Source organism: Niastella vici (assembly GCF_002077945.1).
Classification (GTDB): Bacteria; Bacteroidota; Bacteroidia; order Chitinophagales; family Chitinophagaceae; genus Niastella; species Niastella vici.
Map to the genome: position 1 here is coordinate 380,603 of NZ_LVYD01000041.1, position 24,158 is coordinate 404,760.

At 45.1% G+C, this 24,158-nt stretch carries 17 protein-coding genes; 5 read left to right on the plus strand and 12 right to left on the minus strand.

What is annotated here, in order from left to right; all coding sequences use genetic code 11:
- Positions 1-6: 6 nt before the first annotated feature.
- The 5 genes from A3860_RS11270 to A3860_RS11290 all read right to left on the minus strand — a co-directional run bounded on the left by A3860_RS11270 (position 7) and on the right by A3860_RS11290 (position 11,406).
- A complete protein-coding gene (locus A3860_RS11270) occupies positions 7-3,093 on the minus strand; it encodes a SusC/RagA family TonB-linked outer membrane protein (protein ID WP_158085207.1) in 3,087 nt (1,028 codons plus the stop codon).
- A 451-nt stretch (positions 3,094-3,544) separates the two neighbouring features.
- A complete protein-coding gene (locus A3860_RS11275; RefSeq protein ID WP_143774054.1) occupies positions 3,545-4,048 on the minus strand; it encodes a hypothetical protein in 504 nt (167 codons plus the stop codon).
- A 21-nt stretch (positions 4,049-4,069) separates the two neighbouring features.
- Positions 4,070-5,518, minus strand: coding sequence for a SusD/RagB family nutrient-binding outer membrane lipoprotein (locus tag A3860_RS11280; RefSeq protein ID WP_081146793.1), 1,449 nt, complete (start codon positions 5,516-5,518; stop codon positions 4,070-4,072).
- A 17-nt stretch (positions 5,519-5,535) separates the two neighbouring features.
- Positions 5,536-8,661: a SusC/RagA family TonB-linked outer membrane protein gene (locus tag A3860_RS11285; RefSeq protein WP_245843520.1), complete on the minus strand. Its 3,126-nt coding sequence runs from the start codon at positions 8,659-8,661 to the stop codon at positions 5,536-5,538.
- 393 nt (positions 8,662-9,054) lie between these two features.
- The gene (locus tag A3860_RS11290) at positions 9,055-11,406 is read right to left on the minus strand and encodes an efflux RND transporter permease subunit (RefSeq protein ID WP_081146795.1); all 2,352 of its coding nucleotides are present in this window, start codon (positions 11,404-11,406) and stop codon (positions 9,055-9,057) included.
- 333 nt (positions 11,407-11,739) lie between these two features.
- Between A3860_RS11290 and porZ the strand changes: the two genes are divergently transcribed.
- Together porZ and recO are read left to right on the plus strand one after the other, a co-directional pair.
- A complete protein-coding gene (gene porZ, locus A3860_RS11295; RefSeq protein ID WP_081146796.1) occupies positions 11,740-14,040 on the plus strand; it encodes a type IX secretion system anionic LPS delivery protein PorZ in 2,301 nt (766 codons plus the stop codon).
- A complete protein-coding gene (gene recO / locus A3860_RS11300) occupies positions 14,037-14,777 on the plus strand; it encodes a DNA repair protein RecO (protein WP_081146797.1) in 741 nt (246 codons plus the stop codon). Before porZ ends, recO begins: the two co-directional genes overlap by 4 nt.
- A 134-nt stretch (positions 14,778-14,911) precedes the next feature.
- Here the strand turns inward: recO and A3860_RS11305 are convergent, their stop codons facing one another.
- Positions 14,912-16,081, minus strand: a complete 1,170-nt coding sequence (locus tag A3860_RS11305) for an amidohydrolase family protein (RefSeq protein WP_081146798.1) — start codon at positions 16,079-16,081, stop codon at positions 14,912-14,914.
- 153 nt (positions 16,082-16,234) lie between these two features.
- Between A3860_RS11305 and prfA the strand changes: the two genes are divergently transcribed.
- Positions 16,235-17,299 carry a peptide chain release factor 1 gene (gene prfA, locus A3860_RS11310; RefSeq protein ID WP_081146799.1) on the plus strand — a complete coding sequence of 355 codons (1,065 nt, stop codon included), beginning with the start codon at positions 16,235-16,237 and terminating at the stop codon, positions 17,297-17,299.
- Between the two features lie 876 nt (positions 17,300-18,175).
- Here prfA and A3860_RS11315 read toward each other — a convergent pair.
- The 6 genes from A3860_RS11315 to A3860_RS11340 all read right to left on the minus strand — a co-directional run bounded on the left by A3860_RS11315 (position 18,176) and on the right by A3860_RS11340 (position 21,845).
- A complete protein-coding gene (locus A3860_RS11315; RefSeq protein WP_081146800.1) occupies positions 18,176-18,568 on the minus strand; it encodes a VanZ family protein in 393 nt (130 codons plus the stop codon).
- A 149-nt stretch (positions 18,569-18,717) separates the two neighbouring features.
- Positions 18,718-19,563: an anti-sigma factor gene (locus tag A3860_RS11320; RefSeq protein WP_081146801.1), complete on the minus strand. Its 846-nt coding sequence runs from the start codon at positions 19,561-19,563 to the stop codon at positions 18,718-18,720.
- Positions 19,560-20,105 (minus strand): RNA polymerase sigma factor, encoded by a 546-nt coding sequence (locus A3860_RS11325; RefSeq protein ID WP_081146802.1) that lies wholly within the window; start codon positions 20,103-20,105, stop codon positions 19,560-19,562. The genes A3860_RS11320 and A3860_RS11325 overlap by 4 nt, the downstream gene beginning before the upstream one ends.
- 92 nt (positions 20,106-20,197) lie before the next feature.
- The gene (gene gcvH, locus A3860_RS11330; RefSeq protein WP_081146803.1) at positions 20,198-20,578 is read right to left on the minus strand and encodes a glycine cleavage system protein GcvH; all 381 of its coding nucleotides are present in this window, start codon (positions 20,576-20,578) and stop codon (positions 20,198-20,200) included.
- 120 nt (positions 20,579-20,698) lie between these two features.
- A complete protein-coding gene (locus tag A3860_RS11335; RefSeq protein WP_081146804.1) occupies positions 20,699-21,388 on the minus strand; it encodes a peptidylprolyl isomerase in 690 nt (229 codons plus the stop codon).
- Positions 21,389-21,500: 112 nt separating this feature from the next.
- Positions 21,501-21,845 (minus strand): hypothetical protein, encoded by a 345-nt coding sequence (locus tag A3860_RS11340; protein ID WP_081146805.1) that lies wholly within the window; start codon positions 21,843-21,845, stop codon positions 21,501-21,503.
- 79 nt (positions 21,846-21,924) lie between these two features.
- Here A3860_RS11340 and serS point away from each other — a divergent pair, with 79 nt between their 5' ends.
- Positions 21,925-23,196, plus strand: a complete 1,272-nt coding sequence (gene serS, locus A3860_RS11345) for a serine--tRNA ligase (protein ID WP_081146806.1) — start codon at positions 21,925-21,927, stop codon at positions 23,194-23,196.
- Positions 23,197-23,320: 124 nt separating this feature from the next.
- A complete protein-coding gene (locus tag A3860_RS11350; protein WP_081146807.1) occupies positions 23,321-23,971 on the plus strand; it encodes a hypothetical protein in 651 nt (216 codons plus the stop codon).
- The last annotated feature ends 187 nt before the right edge of the window (positions 23,972-24,158 follow it).

The following is a 24,158-nucleotide window of genomic DNA, read 5'->3' on the forward strand; positions in this document are numbered from 1 at the left end:
TCACCATTATAATCCAAAGTTGAGACCCACCGTATAGGAACGGGCGAGGTAAGGTCTTGTTCTATCTATACCCAACCCGATATTCGTATTACCAATACTGTTCGATTCGGGATCGATGCCACTGTAGCCGGTAAAGGTGTACAGGTTATTGGCCTGTACATAAAAACGCAATTTGCTCGCTTTGAATTTGTCGGTGATCGATCTTGGCAATGTATAACCGATCTGCACGTTCCGGATACGAACAAAGTCAGCCCTTTCTAACCAACGCGATGAAGCCTGTGTTGACCACAAATTTGAATTCCAGTACAACACAGGTACATCTGTATTGTCGCCGGCTTTTGTCCAGGCGCCTAAAATGTCTTCCGATTTATTCCTGGTATTGCCATAGTTCATGATAGTTTGCTTGGTTTGGTTATATAAATAAAAGCCAAACGCATATTGCAGATCGATGTTGGCGTCAAAAGCGCGATAGTTGAACGTTTGTGATAAACCGCCATAGAATTTCGGATAAGGTGATTTATCTTTTAATACAACCCGGTCTGCGGCTCCAATTGCAGTAGTATTAGTGCCATCTTTAACAAATGACCAGGTTCTGTTATTCATGTTATATTGCTTTTCATTGCCATTTACATCCAGAAAAATGGGAAATCCATTGGCAGGGTTAACCCTTGACCAGCGGACGAGATAAAAAACACCCAGATTATAACCAGGCTTTGCCAAAGAAAAAGTGGCGGCCGGGTCTTTATCAAACACCTGATCATTATTGGCATTCGTGGCAATTACTTTGGTGTTGTTCCAGGCCGTATTGAAATTCACATTCCATTGAAAGTCTCTTGTATGTATAACTGCGGTGTTAACGGTTAACTCAACGCCCCGGCTGCGCATTTCACCAACGTTATCTTTGATAATATTGCCGGGAAAACCCAGCGTAGCCAGAACCGGGTTATCGAGGATGAGATCAATAGTTTTGCGGTTATAATACTCAATGGTAAAACTGGTATTTTTAAAGATCACCGCATCAATGCCTATATCGAATGTCTTATGCCGTTCCCAACGCAGATTGGAGTTTCCGGGGTTTGCCATTGTTAATACGCCTATATCGGCATATGAGGCCGGTTTATAGGTACTGATGGCAGGGAAATAACCAATATCAGAATTACCTGTTACGCCATAGCTGGCCCGTAATTTCAGATCATTCACAAAGCTGAACTGGCTCATAAAATCTTCCTGCGTCACCCGCCAGGCTATTGAACCCGAAGGGAAATAACCCCATCTGTTTTTGGGACCAAAACGGCTATCGGCATCGGCCCTGAAATTAAAAGTAGCCAGGTACTTCTTCTTAAAACCATAATTGATACTTCCAAAATAAGAGGCCAGGCCATCATCAATACCATCAATGCCATTTTCACCGCCTACCTCGTCATAATTATCCGCACTGATCAATAACAGGTCCGGATCTTTTATACCGGCTCCATAAGTATAGGTATAAGAACTGGTGCGGCGGGTATATTCTGTTCCGGCCAGCGCATTCAACTCATGATCGGCGCCTATTTGCCGGTTATAGTTTAACGTGTTATACCAGCTCCAGGTGTTTCTTTCATTGTAAACTTTTTGTTTCAGTCCAAAACCCAGGCCATCACCAATATCAGGGTTCCAGAACTGATCGGTTAAACCGGTAGCATAGTCAACGTTTACCTGGCTCTTAAACTTCAATCCTCTTATCAGTTGCGCTTCACCGAATGCGCTTCCAATAAAACGGCGGCCGTCGCGGTTGTCATAGTTAAGGTGAGTAACCGCTTCGGGATTGGGTACATTGTAGCCGGTAGCCAAATTTCCGCCCAACCCAGCATAGTATTTTCCATCAGCCCCATATACCGGGATGTTCGGCATGGCTGTTAATGGACCGAAAGGGATACCCGACAATGCGTTACCGGTACCCGATCCCAGTCCACTGGTTTGGGTGCGTGAGAACTGGGTGTTGGCCCCTATCTGCAACCAATCGGTCACTCTCGATGCAATATTCAACCGCACTGCTCCTCTCTTTTGCTCAGTATTCTCAATATAACTTTGCACATCATTATAGTTCAAAGAGGCGAAATAGGTAGTTCGTTGTGAGCCGCCACTGAGAGCAAGGTTATGGTTCTGCACCATTCCCTTTCGGGAAAGCTCTTTCTGCCAATCGGTATTAACAGTATCCAGCTTTCCATCACTATTTATATCACCATAATTGGCGCCGGGCGACAACCCTGCATTACTTCTTAACTTATTGACAGTGGTAATATAATCTGATGCATTCAATACTTTCATCTTGCGCGCAGCTTCATTGAAACCAAAAAAGTTATCATAATTGAGCGTGCTTTGCCCGGCCTTTCCTTTTTTGGTAGTGATCAACAGTACGCCAGCCGACCCACGTGAACCATAAATGGCAGCTGCCGAAGCATCTTTCAACACTTCAACACTTTCTATATCGTTTGGATTCAGTTCGGCCAGGGGATTGTTGTGATTGTATAACTGCCCCTGATCACCCTGTGTTATGGGAACACCATCGAGCACGATCAATGGGCTGCTACCCGATGAAATGGAAGCACCGCCTCTGATGCGGATGATCACATCATCGCCAACCAAACCCGATGAAGTATTCACCAGCACACCGGCAGCCTTACCGGTAAGCGCCTGGTCAAAACTGGTAACGGGTTTATTGGCCACCACATCTCCATTTACCTTACTTACAGAGCCTGTCAGCGACCGTTTGGCAATGGTATTATAACCTACCACCACTACTTCATCAAGCGAGGCATCCATAGCTTTTAAAGCCAGGCTGTACTCGTTTGCAGGTCCGATCTTTACTTCTTCGGTTTGCAGATTGATCGAAGAAATAACCAGGGTTTTGGCACCAGGCGGTATATTTAATGAATACCCGCCATCGGTATTAGTGACCGTGCCTACTCGTGTACCTTTAACAATAACAGAAGCATTGGGCACCGGGTTACCATTTGCATCGGTAACTTTTCCGGAAATGGTTCGTGTTTGGGCAAGCAATTCCCCTGAAAGGAGTAATAAGCAACACCAAAGGGACGTCAGAAATTTTCTCATCGGAGTTAGCATTTATATAGGTTAATAACAGTGAATGACTAAATTTTATAATAGATATATCAAAGAAGGACAACAAAATCTAATGAGCGCTGCAATCAATTCTTAATAATAATTACATGTTCTTATCATGACTCGATAGCGCATCGGGTCATGACACCTTTAAAAAATATCATTTACCAAGAATTATGTAACGGTATACCAGGATATTCCCGGTATTGTCTGGTTGATCTTCAATCAATTTATTGATCAAAAACAAGTCTACAGGGAATCGGCCTTCGCACATCCTGTAAGGTTATCGGTAGGGGGCCCCAAAGATAAGGACTTGGCGATATAATATATGTTTAGATGATATATTGTCAGTTAAAAACAGAAAACAAAAAACCTGTATAAGTAGTTTTATAATAAAAGGCCCGACATAATGACGGGCCTTTTATTATGTATACAATACAAATTACGCCAGCACTAAAACGCGAACGGGCATGGTCACCACCTGTGATCCATCATCTAACGTTATCAGAAAATATAACCGTAATGCCAGTTCAGCATTTGCTTTTGCAGCCGGATTGGAAGCTGATACGGGGAACTTGCTGAAATACTCGGTTATAGATGTATTGTATGTATACGTGGTAGCACTCACTGAAATGGGCGTTGCCACATACCAACCTGTTGCCCCGGTTGACTGGATCTTTGTGTAGGAAGTGCTGGCTGCTATTCTTGTTATTTCCTTTATTGTTCTGCCGCTTTGGTCAGGTATTGCCAGAACGATCTGGATATTGCCACCACCCGCCAAAGAGGTAGTGACCGTAGGATCGGGCCGGTAGGCGGTTGCATTGGTAATATTAACCGGCACACCGGGCCGTGCATCCATCAGCGGGTCGGTTGTTTGTTTGGTACAGCCATTCAATATAATAGCGGCCATTATTATAAAGACAGTTTTATTTATGCTGTGTTTCATGTTATAATTTTTAATAAACAACTATTTAGCCCACCATACTTTTACATCGGTATGTGGTGCAGGGTTTGGCGTATTGGGATTCCTTTGTATTTCACCATTGGGTAATGTTAACCGCGTAGGTATTACGTTGGGATTTTGACCAGCAGCATTACTGGCAAGCGCCAATACAGGGTAACCTGTTCTTCGATAGTCATTGAATGCTTCTATACCATTCCCGATCCAGGCCATGTATTTCTGCGTGATGATCTGTTTACGTTTGTCTTCTGTTGTACCAGCCAGGGTAACCACAGCAGGGTTGTCAGTAAAATACTGATTGATCTCAGCGGTAGTCATACCTATCTTTTGCATGTTGGCTTTAATACCGGCCTGGTAATAGGTATTGGCATCACCCGCTGTACCCAGGATCAATGCCGATTCGGCCAAAATGAAATTCACCTGGGCAAATGTCAGTAGTCTTACAGGCGCTTCACCAAGGGTGCCAGTAAGGAAAGTGTTGTATTTACTTCTGGTAGCAAGCGCAGGCGCAACAGCAGTTGAACCGTTTTCATAGGCTACAAAATTGCCGGTTGGCTTGGTAAAGTATTTGCCCAGCCGCACAGTATCATTGAGGCTTCTTGACAGGGCCAGCAAACGGGCGCTCAACATTTGATCGGTGGTACGGTTTACATTATTGAAAGTGTAAAGCGGATTTTGATTACCTACAGCGTTACCAAATGGCACTTCAAAATCAAGTGCATTTGAATTGATATAATTATTACCGGTTATTACCGCATCGATGATTGATTTAGCCAGGGCAGGATTGGGGTTGGAGATCTGCATGGCAAATTTCAATAACAGGGTGTTGCCCATCTGTTTCCATTTAGTTAGGTCGCCGCCATAAACCATATCATCTTTCCCTGGAGTTAATACACTTGTTTTGTCAAGGTCGGCCATACCCGATTTAACCAGGTCGAACAAACTTTGAATGCTGTCGGCAGCATTCCCCTGATAAATATCCTGCTGTTTATCAAAGCGGGGCGTAATAAACTTTAATCCCTGACCAGCCTGAGAGTAAGGCACATCACCCCACAGATCTGTTATCATAGAATAGGCATAGGCCAGTTCCAATTTTGCAATGCCTCCATATGCAGGGTTGGCGTCACCAAATTTATTTATAATTATTACCAGGTTATTGACTGCTCCATTATAAAGCTCCAGGTTCCACTGGTTATCAAAATAACCTTCCAGTTTATATACATCATAATCCAGCGCCTGGCTGCCTGTGCCTGCCAGATGTTGTATGATCACCGAAGTAACCCTGTCGAGGTCATTGGCATTTGCAAACGCAAGGGCTGCCGTGGTGGTCGGCAATAGTGTGCCTGGCGGAACAGATGTTGGGTTATTGGGGGTTTGGTTTACATCAAGATACTTCTTACAGGCTATTGATGAAAACAAAACCGGTATTATCAGAAATAGAATTAGTTTTTTCATACATGATTTTTTTCAGGTTATAATGACACTTTCAAACCAGCACCAACAGTTCGTGCATTGGGCACACTCTGCAGATCGAGCCCGCGGATATTCCCTGCCCCCTGGGTATTCACCTGTGGATCGAAGAAGGCATTGGGCGCCACAAAGAATACGTTGTTGGCGAATACGGCTATCCGGGCGCTATTGATCTTCAATTTTTCCATCAATGTTGCCGGCAGGTCATAGCCGATAGAAATATCCCGCATTCTGAAGGTAGTGGCATCGTACACGTTGAATTCACTTTGCAATCCACCCATTGTTTGCCAATAGGGCTGAGCCGGGATCTCGATGTTATTGGGTAAATATTTGCCGGCATTATTAGGATCGGGTATAACACCTGGTAAAATATGGGCTTTATCCCTGTCAACAGCTGTTTCCTTCAATGCACCACGCGATTTGTAAGCAGCTGCAGTAAATGATAACACCTCGCCGCCTTTGATGAAATCGAATGTGAAAGACAAGCTGAAACTTTTCACTTTCAGGTTATTGGTAAACCCCAATTGATAATCGGGATTGGGATTAGACAGTACCTGGTTGGCTATGGTTGATTGGTATGTTCCGGTAACCGGGTTGATGATGCGCTGCCCATCGGGGCTCCTGGGTATGAGGCCACCAATGATAACGCCATAAGGTTGTCCTTCCTGAATGGTAGGAATAGAACCGGTAAATGCATTGCCGGGCACCGCAAAACTGGTAACACCGGGGAATATAGAAACGACCTTGTTCCTGATCTTTGTGAAATTACCGGAGATATCCCAACGAATGTTACGGGTAGATATAGCTGATACCGTAACCAACGCTTCCACGCCCTTGTTGGTCATTTTACCAACGTTTGCAGTAACGTTGCTGTACCCGGTAGAAGGTGCCAGCCCTACATCCACGATCTGGTCCTTACTTACCTCGTCAAAATAAGCCACATCGAGGGTGATGCGGTTTTTCCAGAACGCGGCATTCAAACCAATTTCATAGGAAGAGGTAAACTCCGGTGATAATTTTGTAGGTGGGATACGGGTGCTGGCCTGAAAACCGGCAATGGATCCCATGGGAAAAGTAATGTTGGCCACGTTATTTCCATAGGTAGTTACCCCATATACACCCTCCAGTTTATAGGGAGGCGCATCTCTGCCTACCTTGGCATAGCTGGCGCGTATTTTACCATAGTTCAGCACCTCCGATACAATGTTAAACGCATCGGTAAACACCAGGCCGGCGCTTATGGATGGATAAAAATAGGTGTTCTTGCTTTTCGGTAAAGTAGAGGATTGATCGGCCCGGCCGGTCAACTCCAGGAACAAATAATTTTTATAGTCAAACGATGCCTGTGCATAGTAACCAACTATCCGTTGCAGGGTGGTGGTTTCAAGCGAACCATTGGCATAGGCAGTGGCATTGCTTACATTATAGAAGAACGGAATGGTGAGGTTATCTCCCTGCAGTGTTACGTTTTGATTCATGCGCTGGTTGATGTTATTACCAACAATGCCGCTTACATTCAAACCTTTGATGATATCATTCTTTTTCATGCTGATAATGAGGTCGCCATTCACTTCGGTACGGGTGATTGGGTTATCGAGCACCTGACCGGCCGGTACGCGGCCCGATCCTACAGCAAAGATCTGTTTACGCCGGTCTGTATAAGCATCTACACCCAACCGGTAGTTGATATTCATCCAGGAGGTAACATCATACCCAATATTGGCAATACCGATAATCCGGTACAGATTGCTCTTTAAAGGATTTTCGTAAGCACCGAAGTAAGGATTTTCAATTCCGGTAACGCCATAGTTGTTGGTGCCATCGGGGTTTTTCCAGGTCTTATCCCTTTTATACTTCTGCAGGTCAATACTGCGGGGCATACCATGTAACACCCCCATTGAACTTTGCCCATTACCACCCAGGATACCATCCTGCAGGGTATTGGTAAAGGTAGCAGAGCCCCCCAGTTTTATTTTATCGCGCAATACCGTGTTGCCGCCAAACTTAACGGTAGCCCTTTTTACGCCGGTATTGGGCAAAATGCCCTTTTGATACAGGTAACCGGCAGAGAAAGTATAGTTCTGTTTGGCATCACCACCGTTAATAGAAAGGTTGTTGTCGGAAAGTATGCCGGTTTCAAAGAAATCCCTGATATTATTGGGATATGGGTTATAATCAACTGCCACACCACCTACCAGCAGCCCATTGGCAACTGTTGCAGTAGATCCGAATTTCGGTCCCCAGGAGTTGGAGGTGCCGGGATTATATATCCCGTTTGACCCCTGGCCATATTCGTTTTGTACTTTAGGTAATCCCGTAGCCTTTTGAAAACTCTCATTAGTGTTTACTAAAATTTCTGCCCGGCCTTTTTGACTGCTTCCTTTTTTGGTAGTGATAATGATAGCGCCGGCTGCAGCCCGTGAACCGTATAACACCGAAGCGGCTGGTCCTTTCAGGATGTTCACTGATTCAATATTGTTCATATCAAGGTCAAGGGCCCGGTTCGGAGGTTGGTTATCGCCCAGGGTACCGGTAGGACCTCCATTGGTGCGGTCAACATCATTGCTAATAGGGATCCCATCAATGATAAACAAAGGCTGGTTGCTTCCGGTAAAAGAAGAAATACCACGAATATTGATATTTACAGAAGCGCCGGCGCCACCACTGGCATTGGTAATGTTTACACCGGCCACCTTACCCTGTAAGGCATTTACAACGTTCACCTGTCCGCGGTCGTTGAACTGATCGGCTTTTAAATTCTGGGTGGCATAGCCAAGAGAACGTTTATCACGGCTAATACCCAATGAAGTAACTACCACTTCCTGCAACATATTAAGCCGGGTTGAAAGCCTGACCAGGATCATGTTTTTATCTCCGATCGGGATCTCCTGTTCGGCCATGCCTACAGCTGAAATGGTAAGTACCTTTGAACTGGCTGGAATAGTGAGAGAATATGTACCGTCGTCTTTTGAAGTTGTTCCCAGGGAAGTGCCTTTTACCTGGATTGAAGCATTTGGAATGGGATTTCCGCTTTCATCGGTAACCTTACCGGTAATGGTGCGGCCCTGCGCCAGCAGTTGCCCATATAGGAGCAACATGCCGCTTAGCAGCATTAGAATTTTTCTCATCTCGTATTAATTTTTGAGTGTTACTACTGTGACGTAGTTATATGTCTGATCCAGAGTATGGAAAAATGGATGGGATTAAACCAGGGTAGGATTTACTATAGAGTAGGTGTTTAGCATTAGGCCATTAAAAACGATAGAATGCTGCTTTTAACCCGCAAATCCCTGGTCACATGATAAGTTATTGAACTGCTCCACCTTAAAAAACAGCGCCACGGCGTTACTGCCGTGGCGCTGTTTTTCTATTTGGACCCCGTTTGGGGAAAGGTGTAAACCCTGGTGAGCCAGCTCCTTTTGCCAAAACCGGAGCCGGTTATTTTTATAAGATCACGCCGGTAGCCGGCCAGGCTGTTGCGTCACCAAAACACAATAGCTTTATTTTTCAGCCACACGACATCACTTTTTTATCAGCGTCAATAACAGCGCAGGTAAAAAGATCAGGTTGGTGAGTGTTGCCAGCACGAGCGTAAGCGAAGTGAGCCATCCTAACGCCTGGGTGCCACCGAAGCCGCTGAAGCAGAAGATCACAAACCCGGCGATGAGGACCAGAGAAGTATAAATTATACTAATCCCTGTTTTGTGTATGGTATCGATCACCAGCTCGTGTGAAGTTTTTTTGCTGTTGATAGAAAGCTCCTGTTTGTAATTCACAAGGAACCTGATGGTTATATCGATAGCGATCCCCAGGGCCACAGAGAACACCAGCACGGTAGAAGGTTTGATGGCAATGCCCACCCAGCCCATAACACCAGCCGTAATAATAAGCGGAATGATATTCGGGATCAGGGAACATATCAGGATCTTAAACGATCTGAACAGGTACAGCATACAAAGGGCTATAAGCAGGAAGGCCCACATAATACTTTCCTTCAACCCATTTATGATAAACGCACTGCCTTCGAGGAAGGTAATACTGGTGCCGGTAAATTCAACATGGTATTTGGAAGTATCGAACAACTGGCGGCTGCGGTTTTCAATGGTGCCAATAAGCTCGGGTAACCGTTTGCTGCCCACATCGGCCATACTAACGCTTATACGCGCCTGCCGCCGGTTGCTATCCATAAAGGAGGCCACCACCCGGTTAAAATTGTTTTGTTTGTTGCTGCTATCGGTTGATCCTTTTGAAGAAAGATATTGCGACAGGAAGATGAGATCGCTTTCAGTGGGTGCTTTGTAATTACTGCTATCGCCGTTGTAATAAGCCTGGCGGGCAAATTTCAATCCTTCTACTATCGACAGCGGCCGGGCCATTTCGGGCTGGGCAGTAATAAACTGCGATAAAGAATCGATGCGGGCGAAAGTTTGTACCGGGTTTCGCCGCAATCCCTGTTTCTGTTTGGTATCAACGACAATCTCCAGCGGCATTACCCCCTTGAAGTGATGCTCAAAAAATTTCAGGTCTTTGTAGATCTTATCAGTTTTTGGCAGGTCATCAACTATAAAACCAACCGATTTTAACCTGGTCATGCCCCATACTGATGCCAGCAACATTACAGCAGTTACGCCATAAATAAGTTTTTGATGATGCAACGACCAGCGTTCGAGGTTATCGAGAATGGCCAGCAGCCATTTGTTCTCGAGATACCGCATATGTCTTTTCTTGGGGTCGGGTAAAAAACTCAACACCGCCGGAATGAACATGATGGAGATAAAGAACAGGGCCATGATGTTAATACCCGCCACGATCCCAAACTCTTTCAACACAGCGCTTTTTGTTAACCCGAATACCGCAAACCCGATGGCGGCCGCAATATTACAGAACAGGGTAACAACGCCCATACGGCTGATCATAGCTGTTAAGGCAATCCGCTTTCTGCTGCTTTCTGTAAATACTTCACCAGAGATATCGTTATATGCCGTATGGTATTTATTGAGGAAGTAAATACAGTTGGGAATACCGATCACCACGATCAACGGTGGTATTACACCGGTAAGCAGGGTAATTTTATACCCCATCCATTCTATGGTTCCCATACACCATATTACGCCAATGATCACAACGGCCAGTGAAATGGCGGTAGCGCTGAAGCTGCGGAAGAAGATCAACAGGATAACGGCCGATAAGATAATTGATCCAAGCAGGAACCATTGCATTTCAGAAGCCACCTTGGTAGCCAGGTTGGTGCGTATCAATGGCAATCCGCTGTAATGCATTTCAATATTGTGTTTACTGCCAAATGCATCGGCAATAGCAACAATATCGGCCACTACTTTATTTCTGCGTTTTGAGTTTAATACATCCTTATTAATTCGTATACCCATCATATACGTATGGGTAACCGGGTTGTACATCAATCCCTGGTAAAAAGGCAAACTGAAGAACACAGCCGCCATACTATCCAGCTCGGGTTGCGCCAATGGCCGGCTGGCAAAAACCGGAACGGCATTCAATTTCTCATTGGTGGTATCTTTTACCAGGTTGGTAGCGGCGGGAACGCTCAATACATCTTCAACAGCTGGAACTTTCTTTATATCTTTAGCCAGTGCGGCATAATCATTAAAGACCGGCGCCTGAAACAACTGATCGGTTTGAATGCCTATGGCCATCAGGTTCCCATCTTCACCAAACTGGCTGCGAAAAGCCTGGTAAGCCTGGTACTTGGGATTATCGGTTGGAATTGCTCTGGCGAACTCATAGCTCATTTGAACTTTGGAAGCATGATACCCCATTAAACCGGTTAGGGCCAGTAAGAGTATCAAAAGTATCCAGCGTGATCGTAAAATGAACCGGGCGATTTTTTCCCACATAAGATATATCGAATATTAAATCTCAGTAATAGGAAGCAAAGAAACTCAATTTAACAGGATTACAGAAGTTTATTTGCCGCCATTAAAAGTCCCTGATGAACTTTTAATGCCAATGAATTAAGAAATTAATTTTTTATAATATCACAACTTTAATTCAGCTCATTAGTACGTTTTTTGCTTATGGTTTAGTATCGGGAAGCTCATTTTTATTAATGAAGATCACTTCCCTGCTGCCTGTTTATTCACTCCCTTCTGTTATCATTAGCTTACTGCGATTTTGGCCCGCAGGTTGTATATTACCAATTCAACCACATATAATTACCTTTGAAAACTATGCTTCAACGGATACTGGCCTTTTATTGCGTGGCGCTCACCTTTCCGTTCGTTTCCCGGGCACAATTACAGCCTATAGGTCAATGGCGCGATCACCTGCCTTATCAACAGGTAACCAGTGTTGCGTACACCACCGACAAAGTTTGGGCCGCTACACCTTACAGTCTGTTTTCAGTAGACGCTACCGACAACAGCATTGAACGCTGGAGCAGGACGAACGGACTATCCGAAACCGGCATCAGCGCTATTGGCGCCGAACCAACCGGCAACCGCATACTAATCGCCTACAACAACAGCAATATTGATGTATTGGTTGATGACAGGGTCATTAATATTAATTCCTTAAAAAACGCCTCCCTTTCCGACGACAAAAGCGTAAAGGCTGTTTTTCTTTACCAGCAGCTGGCGTACCTGGCTACAGGTTTTGGCATTGTAGCCATCAACCTCGATAAATACGAAATAAAAGATACGTACATCATTGGCGCCGGTGGCACCCGCATTGCCGTGAAAGCCGTTACAAGCGACGGAACTTCTTTGTATGCCGCTACCGCAGAAGGTATAAAAAAAGCATCCCTGACCGCTGTGAACCTGGCCGACTTTCGTAACTGGCAATTAATATCAGGTACCAATGGTTTACCGGCAGGCACTATTCAATCGCTGGCATCGGTTCAAAACAATGTGCTGGCGGTGAAAAATGATTCGCTTTGGCTGCAATCGGGCACCAACTGGAGTTTGTTGTATCGCGATGGATGGAATATAAAAAATTGTACGGTATCGGGTAACAGGATCATGCTGAGCGAAACCAGCAATAATACCGGCCGTGTTGTGGTGCTTACTGCCACCGGATCATTTGAAAGAACTATCCAGGATGCGCAACTTACCCGCTCACCGCAGCAGGCGGTTTATTTTCAAAACAATTGCTACATCGCCGATACATTGGCCGGTTTGATAGCTTTTAGCGGAACATCGTTCAACCGCCTGGTACCCGATGCGCCCGCTTCAATTGCTACCGGCGCCATGCAGGTTGTACATAACACCTTGTGGGCAGCAGCAGGCAGCGTTAATGCCAACTGGGAACCGGTGAATAATAAAAATGGATTGTTCCGGTTAAGCGATAACAACTGGAATTCTTTTAATAGCAGCCGTCTTTCTATATTAGATACACTGTCAGATGTGATTACCCTTGCCATTGAGCCTGCCAACGAAAGTGTATGGGCCGGCTCCTTTGGCGGTGGGCTTGCCAACATAAAAAATGACAACACCATTACCATTCTCAAACAGAATTCGGTTATTCAACCCGCTTATTTTAACCGCACAAGCTATCGCGTGAGTGGTCTTGCTTTTGATGCGGATAATAATTTATGGGTTGCCAATTATGGAGGAGAGAACCCGGTGCTTGTGAAAAAAGCTGATGGAACCTGGCGTACTTTTATCATTCCCTATGCCCTGATTGAACAAGCCGTATCGCAAATTGTAATAGATGATAACAATCAGAAGTGGATCGTGTTGCCTAAAAACAATGGACTGGTATGTTTCAATCATGGTCAATCGATCGATAACCCGGGCGATGACCAATGGAAATTATACCGCAGCGGAATAGGGAACGGCAACCTGCCCTCGACTGATGTTCGGTGTATTGCAAAAGATAAAAACAATTTTATTTGGGTAGGAACCGCCAAAGGCATTGGCGTAATTCAATGCCCGCAACAGGTTTTTACCAGTACCGGATGTGAAGCTGTGTTACCCATTGTACAGCAGGATAATTTTGCCGGTTATTTATTTAGTGATGAACAGGTGCAGGCCATTGCTGTAGACGGCGCCGATCGCAAATGGGTAGCAACCCAGAATGGCGTGTGGCTCATAAGCCCCGATGCCGAAAAAACTATTTATCGATTTACAGAAACTAACAGTGGGTTGTTGAGCAATGATGTAAAACAAATAGCAATTGACGGTATAACCGGAGAAGTGTTCTTTGCAACAGCTAAGGGCATCTGTTCTTTTCGCAGTACTGCAACCGAAACAACAGAAACCAATAGTGGTGTACTGGTTTTTCCGAACCCGGTTCCCCCCGGCTATTCCGGCACCATTGCCATAAGGGGAGTTGCCGAAAACGCGATCGTAAAGATCACCGAACTGAATGGCCGGCTGGTATATCAAACAAAAGCACTGGGCAGTCAGGCCGTATGGAATGGCAGGGATTATAAAGGCCGCCTCATTTCATCGGGTATTTACCTGGTGCTCACCAGCGATGAAACCCATCAGCAAAAACTGGTAACTAAAATCGTATTTATCCAAAAATGACGCTCCATAACACCAAAGGCATTGTATTACGGACCGTAAAATATGGCGAAACCAGTGTGATCGTCACTATTTTCACGGAGCTGTTCGGTATACAATCGTACATAGTGAATGGAGTAAGGACCTCCTCAAAAAAAGGCAGCGGTAAAGCCAACCTGTTTCAGCCGGGCGCCATACTCGACCTCACCGCCTATCATAACGAGTTACATCACCTGCAACGCCTGCGCGAGTTCAAATGGAGCTACCTGTACCAGTATATATTTTTTGACGTGCTAAAAAATTCCGTGGCCCTGTTCATGGTAGAACTGCTGTCAAAAACATTGAAACAACCCGAATCGAATCCCGAGCTGTTCTATTTTGCAGAAGATGCTTTTACGCATCTTGATAAAGCCGATGAACAGGTAGTGGGAAATTTTCCGTTGTACTTTGCCTTGCACCTCGCTTCGTTTTTTGGTTTCCGCGTTAGCGACCAGTATACTGAACAAACAGCTTACCTCGACCTGCAGGAAGGGGAATTTGTGCATGAGCATCCGGTTCATCCCCACTTCTTATCGTACCCGTACAGTTATATTACTTCACAATTATTGAAAGTAATGCAGCCGCATGAGCTCACGCAAATAAAGCTGAACCAGGACACCCGGCGCATTTTATTACAGGCCTATCAGGCCTATTATGCATTGCACATCCAGGATTTTGGGATCATGAAAACGTTACCTGTTTTACAAGAGGTATTAGGTTAGAACAGTTGCATTTAGTTGATTTTGGAGTTACGTGTATGTAGTAATCTGTTCCAGGTTACAAGTTGCAGGTTCCAGGGAGAAAACATTTTAACAAGCCCTGCAACCTGCAACTTGAACCTTGTAACAGCCCCTTCTTATAACAATCTTTCTACCTTAGAAAAATCTTCCTTAACAACAATGACACCCGGTTTTTTACCGGGTTCAAAACTACCCAGCACATTATCCAGTTGTAAAGCTTCGGCGCCGTTCAATGTAGCCCACTGCAATAATTCAACCTTTTCAATATGCGGAAAATGCCGATGTATCGTTTGCAATTCGGCCAGTATGCTTAACTGGTGATTCGACGCGAGGCTATCGGTTCCAACCACAATAACCGCCCTGTATTGCCGTAACAGGTCAATATCGGGCAATGGATTACCAATATAAAGATTGGCATTCGGGCACAAACAGAAGTACAGGTTGGCTACCGGCAGCTCCCCGCTGGCAACATATTCCAGATCGTGTGAATTGGTATTTGTATTATGCACCAGTATCAGCGACTGGTTGGGCAAAAAATGAGAAAGATAAGAAGGCAGGCTTCCATTTTTGGCCGGCTTATAAAAAGAGATGTCGATATGCAGGGCTTCATATAACCGGTGAAGATCGCCGGTACCCTTTTCAATAAATTCCCTTTCAGCAGTACTTTCCTGGCTGTGTATGGTAAGCAGCTGGTTGCCGGGAAACCGGGTGATCATTTGAAACAATGCCGGAGAAACCGAATAGGGCGCATGCGGAACAATAGAGACTGATTCAGCGGGTGTGCGGTACAAACGGGCAAACTGGTCGTACACTGCCAGGGAGGCTTCGAACCGCTGGGCTGCGCTGTTTTCAATAAAACCCATGGTTTCAATAAAATTATGATACAGCAGGCGCCCGGCTTTTTTTTGATCAACCGTATTGGGGGTATTACAAATATCTCCTACCGCCACAATACCGTTCTGCAGCATGCTGTTCTCCCCTTCCTCAATAGCTTTTTTTATGATGGGGGCATCAAAACCACGTTGTTGTATTACCCGCACCAGAAAATCGACCATGCCGGTATTTTCAGGAATAATGCCCTTCATATGGCTTAACTCCAGGTGACAATGGCAATTTACAAAACCGGGGCTCAGGATACCTGAAACGCGGGTAATGCCTTCGCCGGCCTCGGCAGCGGGCACCAAATCAACAATTTCGCCCCCGGGGCTGGTAATTAGCACCGAATCGTTTGAAAACCATTCAAACCCGGTAAATAAATGATCGGCCTGGAACTTTCTGTAATTCATGTAAGCGATGAAACAATTAACTTTGCAGGTTTTAATAACAGCCGGAAAACGGGGATACCGCCAATCCGAAAGAAAGGTCAAAATTAAGTACAATTCTTTCAGACTTCACAATACCTGCCGCCGGACTGTAATTGGATAAAATAAGTCAAAACTATGTTAGACAAGCTGGAAGCCATAAAAGCAAAGTTCGAGGACCTTGGGGTAGCGCTGACCAATCCTGAAATTGTGGGCAATAACAGGAAGTTCAGAGCCATGAGCCAGGAGTACCGCAGCCTTGAAAAGATCGTTAAAGCATACGAAGAGTACAAAAAGGTGCTGGGCGACCTGGATGTGTACAAAGAAGCCCTGAACGGCGATGATGCCGAATTGCGCGAACTGGCCAAGGAAGAGTTGCCGGTGCTGGAAGAAACAAAGGAAAAGCTGGAGGCCCATATTCGCCAGTTGCTGATCCCCAAAGACCCGCAGGACGAAAAGAATTGTATTCTGGAGATACGGGCAGGTACCGGTGGCGATGAGGCCAGCTTATTTGCCGGCGACCTGCTGCGTATGTACCTGCGTTATTGCGAAAAGAAAGGCTGGAAAACAGCCGTTCTGAGCGAATCGGAAGGTACCGTAGGGGGCTACAAAGAGGTTCAGTTAGAAGTAACTGGTGAAGATGTGTATGGCACCCTGAAATTTGAAAGTGGTGTACATCGCGTACAGCGCGTTCCTGATACCGAAACTTCGGGCCGGGTGCATACTTCTGCCGCCACCGTGGCCGTAATGCCTGAAGCGGAGGAAGTGGATGTGGAAGTAAAGGACAGCGAGGTGAAAATGGAAACAGCCCGAAGCGGTGGTGCTGGTGGTCAAAACGTAAACAAGGTGGAAACAAAGGTTATTTTAACCCACCTTCCAACCGGTACCGTGGTTATGTGTCAAACAGAACGTACCCAGTTAGGGAACCGGGAAAAAGCGATGCAGATGTTGCGTACCAAGCTGTATGAAGAACAGGTACGTAAACAGGAAGAAGAGATCTCGAGGCATAGAAAGAGCCTGGTAAGTTCAGGCGACCGCAGTGCAAAGATCAGAACGTATAACTATCCCCAGGGCCGTATCACTGATCATCGTATTGGCCTTACCGTTTATAATCTGGATGATGTAATGAATGGCAATGTGCAGGAGTTTATTGATGCCTTGCAATTTGCCGAGAATGCAGAAAAGCTGGCAAAACAGAATTAAGAAATAAAGCACTACATCTTAAATTTATAAGGAACGTCCCGGTATTTCGGGACGTTCTTTTTTTATTGTGCTGAGGTGGTTGTTCGCAAAGATGAATTTGAAGAGTTTATTGAGACAGGGCCGGTATTAAGAAAATGTTACTTCATTACGCATTATAGGCGATGGCTTAATGTATTAGTGCCAGCCCGTAATGCGCCCCGGGCCTTGCTTCGTTGCTCCGTCGCTGAAGCTATGGCGCAAGCGACCGAAGCTACGCGACCACGTGCCGCCAAAGCTTTAGCGGTGGCGCAAGGCGCAGTAAGTGTTTCGCAGAGCCTGCCCCCCACTTGCAGGGGCACCATATTACCTACTTACCCTAAAGCAATTATAAGCATTTTACCAGGCGACCTATTCTCACTGCAAATGGTTGCATTAATTTTACATTAAATCAACTAGTATACTAATCTCCGTTATAACGGTACTATTTACCGAAATGCAAATGAATAAGTTATGAAGGCCTGAAATTAACGTTCGTTCGGTTTATAAGTAGGAGTTTTACGTGTTGTAGCTGCAGTATGGGATACCTAAAAACACGCGAATGTTAACGTTTTACAAAAAGTCCTGAAAGGTGACTGAAAATCCCAAAATACGTAGTTCCTTTGCATTAGAAATTTCAACGCACAGTTCTTTGCCAAACAAGTCCCGGGGTTTTAATCTTACTTTAACGGGCTTATCTATACTAATGGCATTGGATTTGCGTTATATAATAAAGTTCTTTTTTAACGACTCACACAAAGCAGTCAATTTTCTCATAAGCAGTTAGTTTTGGTTACGGCCCCTGTTTCTACAGGGGCTATTTTATTTTATACAACTAACTGATTTACAGCTTCTGATTTCCTATTTTACTTTCACAAAAAGGTGGTAAAGCGCAGCAATTATAGCGCCGGTTGAATCGGCAAGAATATCATATTCATCAAAACTCCTATTTGGTATATAGTCACCTTGTAGAAATTCTAACCCAATCCCCAACCCGATGCTAAAAAGTGTCAGAAAAACAATAATGCGCTGCCATTTTGATTTTTCGTTGCGACGATAATACAGGTTGAACCCACCCAGCAAAACAATGCCGCCAAACAAAATGGTGTGCACCACTTTGTCAATTCCTTTTGTGGCAAAAACACCCGTGCTGGGAATGGCAGAGCCGGGCAGGCACAGTAAAATAATGGTAGTGACAGTCCAGGCAATGGGAATGATCTTCCAGGTACTAAGCTTTTTAACAAGACGCATCATACGGGAGGAAAGATAAAGCAAAAAGAGATCAGATACCCCCGGCTCTTAAAGGGGGGGTAAAAAAAATTGAGCTTGCAGGCTGCTGTTTATTGAAAACGAATGCTCCTTTTGCCCCCGAAGGAATCGATTATCCGGATGGGCATTCACCGTTACACTTTACCTAACACATACATGGGACCTTTTGGCGTGGGACTTCCGCCAGCCTGTTCAAGGGTGATGGCAAACAGCTGGGCGCGGGGAATATTTTTCATTTTAACCATAACATGGCCATTTGCCATATCGAGCATGCCGGCATCAACAGGCACGTTATCAACAATGGCCCACAACTGGTATTGTTTACCGGTTTCAGGTTGGGGCAAATTATTTACCATGAGGTACACGTCTTTTGAGCGCGTATCCCAATAAACGGTTGCCAGGCTGCTGCGGTCGGGGCTCGCGGGCGCACTGGTTCCATTCATTTTAATGGCCACCATATTGGTGTCGGTTAACCCGGCAACGGTATGCTCGTAGGTACTGAGCTTTGTTTGAAGAACGGCACTGTTTTTAGCCAGGACGGCTTGTTGTGCAAGCAAACGGTCGTAAGCCTGGCTGAACTCCCGGTATTTGGTAAAATAATAGAAATTCAACCCGGCACTGGCCACCAGCAGAATGATGGCGGCTGCGGCTGCATACCGCATAAACAGGGGGATAGCTGGCCGGCTGGTGACTTCCATTTGTACCACCTTCTCCTGTTCAACCACCGGCGCCACCTCCCGGTTGGCTGCCACCGGTTCTGCGGCTAATTGCTGCAGAATGGTTTCGCGCAAACTGGCAGGGGGCGCTACAGCGGAAGCTATAGCATGTTGTTCAAGATCCATCTCAAAAGCATCCCTGGCAGCCAGTACTTCGGCATGCCGGGCGCACATTTGCTCAAATTCAAGCCTTTCCGCCTCATCGGCGAGCCCCAACACATAGCTTTCGACTATGCCACTTGATATGTATTCCTGTATATTCACTTTAATAATCCACGTAACTGAATCAGTGCATTTCGAATACGCGTCTTTACCGTGCCAAGCGGAAGTTTTTCCAGCTCGGCGATCTCTTCATGCGTATATCCTTTAAAATAAGCCAGTTCTATCAAAATACGCTGTTCTTCCTTTAATTTTTCCAGCACTTTCCGCAATCCGATGGTATCAACCCCGGGTTGAATAACATCGGTGACTCGTATGGTATCTACGTTTTCCCCGATCGATTGGTTTTTGCGGCTGTTCTGGTAACTCCTCGAACGCAGGGTATCAATAGCAGCATTGCGGGCAATATTCATCATCCAGGTGAACAACCGGCCTTTAGTGGCATCGTATTGTTCTATCCTGCGCCAGATATTTACAAATACCTCCTGCAAAACATCGTTGGTCAGCTCCCCATCACTCACGATCTGAAGTATAATACTGTATAAAGCCGAAGCATAATTATCGTATAAATAAGCATAAGCTTTATTATCCCTGTTACGCAACAGGGACACCAACTCCTGTTCAGTATATGTTAGTGCTATTGCCAATGTGTTTACCCGGAACGTAGCGGTTACAAAAAAAGTGGCTGTTAACCACTTTCAATTTACGCAATAACGTTCGCAACGGATTTAATTTATTTTTAGGCGCCTACCAGGTTGGTATACGCTGCAGCATCCATGAGTGCTTTTACATCATCTGGATTATTAACGGTCATTTTAACCATCCAGCCTCCGTTATACGGATCAGAATTAACCAGTTCAGGCGAGTCGGCCAGGGCAGGGTTCACCTCGTTTATAGTGCCTGAAACGGGCAAATACAGGTCGGATACGGTTTTAACCGCTTCAACTGTACCAAATACAGCTTCTGCCATCAGGGTTTTACCAACTGTTTCTATTTCCACATACACGATATCACCCAGTTCGTGCTGAGCGAAATCGGTAATACCAATGGTAGCTATATTACCTTCCAGTTTTATCCATTCATGATCTTTAGTGTAGCGCAGATTTTCCGGAAAATTCATGTTTTCGATTTTTGTGCTGCAAGATTAAGAAATTTCTGTTAGCCACAAGGGACCCCGGGGGCAGAAAGTGAACAATTATGTTATAACCGGTACGCCGGTCCACTTTCCGTACATTTTACATTATTGCCTTTTTATGAGGGTGGCCCTGATGATCTTTACATCTTCAACCGGGCGGTTGCGATCGCCGGTAGCTACCGCAGCGATGCTGTCTATGACCTCAATACCTTTTATTACCTCGCCAAACACGGTATATTTTGTATCGAGCGAAGGGGTACCACCAAGCGTTTTATATACCTCCCGATGCGCCGCCGGTATCTTATAGCCATTGAGCCTTCCTTCAACCTGGTTCAGGTCTTCTTCTGAATAAACCCTGCCGTGCACCAGGTAGAACTGGCTGCCATTGCTTTCTTTTGTGGGGTTTATTTCGTCGGGCGTGCGGGCGGCCGCCAAGGCTCCTTTTTTATGGAATAACAGATCGGGTTTTATTTCGGCTGGAACCGCATACCCCGGGGAACCCTGGCCCAATGCCTCGCCGGGTTTGGCGGTTTTGCTTTTGGGGTCACCGGCCTGCACCATAAACTGGTTCATAACCCGGTGAAACAAGATGCCGTCGTAATAATGCTGGTTCACCAGCTTTATAAAATTATCTCTGTGTAAGGGGGTAGAATCTGAGAGCCGGATGATCATAGTGCCCTTGGTGGTCACCATTTCAACATCCTTGTTCAGATCGCCTTTTTTAACCTGACAAGGTTTCAGGTCAACGGCCGAAGTAAAGAAAACGGATACAAGAAGGAGTAATAGTTTATTCATAGTTAGTCAATATACTAAAACAAATGTGATAATGAAATACAGCTACAAAAATCGGGGCTGCGCCTGTTGGCACGTTTCCCGGAATTTCGGGCACCCCATTATCACAACCTGTTTAAAATCCTTGCTGATCAAAATACAACAGGATATGATCTTTCAAAAAATTCTCCTGCTCGGGCAGCGCCATAACCGGTAAGCTCTTTAATTGTCTGAAATGCGGCCAGCCTTCTTCATCTACCCCTTCCAGTTCGTAATAACCACTTTGCGACAACAGGGAGCAGGTAGCGATGTGCATAAGATCCTGTTTTTGCTCTTTGGTGAACTTTGCCTTTATATCACCAAACTCCTGGATACCTATTAAAAATAAAATGGTTTCCATATCAGGTTTTCTGCCAAACCGCTCCATCAGCTTTTCTTCCAGCTTCCACCAACGGGTTTGTAAATCATCATTTGCTTGCATGCCGCAAAGGTAATGCTAATGTGATAATTAGCTGCTGAGCTCATTATTTGAATTATCTTTGCCGCAAACCTGATTTTACATGTTACAGATTGCATTTATTCGACAAAACACGGCGCTGGTAAAGGAACGACTGGCTTTAAAAAATTTCGGGGATATTGCGTTGGTAGATGAGATCATCTCTCTTGATGATACCCGTAAAAAATTGCAGCTTGAATTTGATACTACCCAGTCAAAAATAAATGCAGCCTCCAAAGAGATCGGGCAATTAATAGCAAAAGGCCAGAAAGAGGCAGCTGACACCCAACGACAGGAAGTGGCCGCGTTAAAGACCACCCTGCAGCCATTTGCCGATCAACTGGCCGAAACAGAAAAAAAATTACAGGAGCAGATCGTAAAACTGCCTAACCTGCCATCAGATAAAGTACCACCCGGTAAAACACCCGAAGATAATATCACCATCAGGGAAGGTGGAAAAAAACCCGCCCTGCATGCAGGCGCCGTTCCGCATTGGGACCTTACAAAAAAATACAACCTCATCGATTTTGAACTTGGCAACAAGATCACCGGCAGCGGCTTCCCCGTATATATTGGCAAAGGCGCCAAATTGCAACGCGCATTGATCCAGTATTTTCTTGATTATAATACCAATGCCGGTTACAAGGAATTTATGCCGCCACATATGGTGAACGAAGCATCTGCTTTCGGCACCGGCCAGTTGCCCGACAAAGAAGGGCAAATGTATTTTGTTACCGAAGACAATTTTTACCTGATACCTACAGCCGAAGTTCCGGTAACAAATATTTACCGCGACGAATTGCTGAAAGAAAACGAGCTGCCTGTAAAGATGACAGCTTACACCCCCTGCTTTCGCCGCGAGGCCGGCAGCTACGGTAAAGATGTACGCGGACTGAACCGCCTGCACCAGTTCGATAAAGTAGAAATAGTGCAGCTCGTTCATCCCGATAAAAGCTACGAGGTGCTGGAAGATATGGTAAACCATGTTGAAACGCTGCTGCAATCACTCGACCTCCCCTATCGCATCCTGAAATTATGCGGCGGTGATATGGGATTTGCATCTGCCCTTACCTATGATTTTGAAGTATACAGCGCTGCCCAGCAAAAATGGCTTGAAGTAAGCTCTGTATCTAACTTCGAAGCCTACCAAACCAATCGTATGAAGATAAGATTCAAGGATGCCAATGGTAAAAACCAACTGGTGCATTCATTAAATGGCAGCTCACTGGCCCTGCCAAGAATAGTTGCGTGTTTGTTAGAAAACCATCAAACAGAGCAGGGCATTCAATTACCGGCTGTTCTGCACAGTTATTTCGGCGCTCAACTTATCAACTAGCAGCCGCATAGGATGTTTTGATCATTTGATCAACCTTAACATAAAAATTTTCTAAAAAGGAAGTATACATATTGCATACTTCCTTTTTCATTTACATATTTGCGTTACCAAAAACCAAAGTATAATGCTACAAAAAAGTTTACCCATTATCGCTTTCGCCTTTTCACTTTTTACAACCGCCCATGCACAGATAAATAAAGGCGCAGTATTGACGGGTACCAGTATCGGTTATAGCCAATCAAAAGGCAACATCTCAAGCAGCGATTTAAAATCCAAGTCATTTGCCGTCTCTCCTGCTGTTGGAATAGCTATTAAAGAAAACCTGGTTGCCGGTATTCGTTTCGATTATTTGAAGAATACACAAAAGAACGTGTACGGCTCCAATAATACTTATGACGATGAGGCCAAAAATTATGGCGGCAGCCTGTTTATTCGCCGGTATGTACCTTTAATCAGCCGGTTGTACGTATTTGGAGAAGGCAGCGCCTCGTATACAAATGCCAGGGAAACAAACACCCAGGCGTATTATACAAGTACGAACGAAAGAAAAATCAAGGGCTGGAGCACAGGGCTGCACATTACACCTGGTATTTCCTATGGCGTTTGTAAAAAGTTCCTGGTTGAATTTGGGTATAATTCGCTGCTGAATGCAAGTTATGGAAAAATCAAATCGACCTATAACAACACTCCTGAGGAAAAACAGGAATCATTTTCAGGAGGAATAAGCAAGGATAATAATTCCATGTTCTTTATCGCTTTCCAAATTATACTTTAGTAATCACAATATTTATCCTTTTATGGACGCTATCCTAAACGATAAATGGCAGCTCACTGACCCTACCAGGAATAGTTGCCTGTTTGTTAGAGAACCATCAAACCGGGCAGGGCATTCAATTACCGGCTGTTCTGCACAGTTATTCCGGCACTCAACTTATCAACTGGCAACCGTATAGGATGTTTTG

What these genes read in the sequence shown, in the direction of transcription:
- A3860_RS11335 (WP_081146804.1), bottom strand. Translation starts at nt 21,388, where the DNA reads ATGAATAAACTATTACTCCTTCTTGTATCCGTTTTCTTTACTTCGGCC.
- A3860_RS11340 (WP_081146805.1), bottom strand. Translation starts at nt 21,845, where the DNA reads ATGCAAGCAAATGATGATTTACAAACCCGTTGGTGGAAGCTGGAAGAA.
- A3860_RS11280 (WP_081146793.1), bottom strand. Translation starts at nt 5,518, where the DNA reads ATGAAAAAACTAATTCTATTTCTGATAATACCGGTTTTGTTTTCATCA.
- porZ (WP_081146796.1), top strand. Translation starts at nt 11,740, where the DNA reads ATGCTTCAACGGATACTGGCCTTTTATTGCGTGGCGCTCACCTTTCCG.
- gcvH (WP_081146803.1), bottom strand. Translation starts at nt 20,578, where the DNA reads ATGAATTTTCCGGAAAATCTGCGCTACACTAAAGATCATGAATGGATA.
- A3860_RS11350 (WP_081146807.1), top strand. Translation starts at nt 23,321, where the DNA reads ATGCTACAAAAAAGTTTACCCATTATCGCTTTCGCCTTTTCACTTTTT.
- A3860_RS11285 (WP_245843520.1), bottom strand. Translation starts at nt 8,661, where the DNA reads ATGAGAAAAATTCTAATGCTGCTAAGCGGCATGTTGCTCCTATATGGG.
- serS (WP_081146806.1), top strand. Translation starts at nt 21,925, where the DNA reads ATGTTACAGATTGCATTTATTCGACAAAACACGGCGCTGGTAAAGGAA.
- A3860_RS11270 (WP_158085207.1), bottom strand. Translation starts at nt 3,093, where the DNA reads ATGAGAAAATTTCTGACGTCCCTTTGGTGTTGCTTATTACTCCTTTCA.
- A3860_RS11315 (WP_081146800.1), bottom strand. Translation starts at nt 18,568, where the DNA reads ATGATGCGTCTTGTTAAAAAGCTTAGTACCTGGAAGATCATTCCCATT.
- prfA (WP_081146799.1), top strand. Translation starts at nt 16,235, where the DNA reads ATGTTAGACAAGCTGGAAGCCATAAAAGCAAAGTTCGAGGACCTTGGG.
- A3860_RS11275 (WP_143774054.1), bottom strand. Translation starts at nt 4,048, where the DNA reads ATGAAACACAGCATAAATAAAACTGTCTTTATAATAATGGCCGCTATT.
- A3860_RS11290 (WP_081146795.1), bottom strand. Translation starts at nt 11,406, where the DNA reads ATGTGGGAAAAAATCGCCCGGTTCATTTTACGATCACGCTGGATACTT.
- recO (WP_081146797.1), top strand. Translation starts at nt 14,037, where the DNA reads ATGACGCTCCATAACACCAAAGGCATTGTATTACGGACCGTAAAATAT.
- A3860_RS11305 (WP_081146798.1), bottom strand. Translation starts at nt 16,081, where the DNA reads ATGAATTACAGAAAGTTCCAGGCCGATCATTTATTTACCGGGTTTGAA.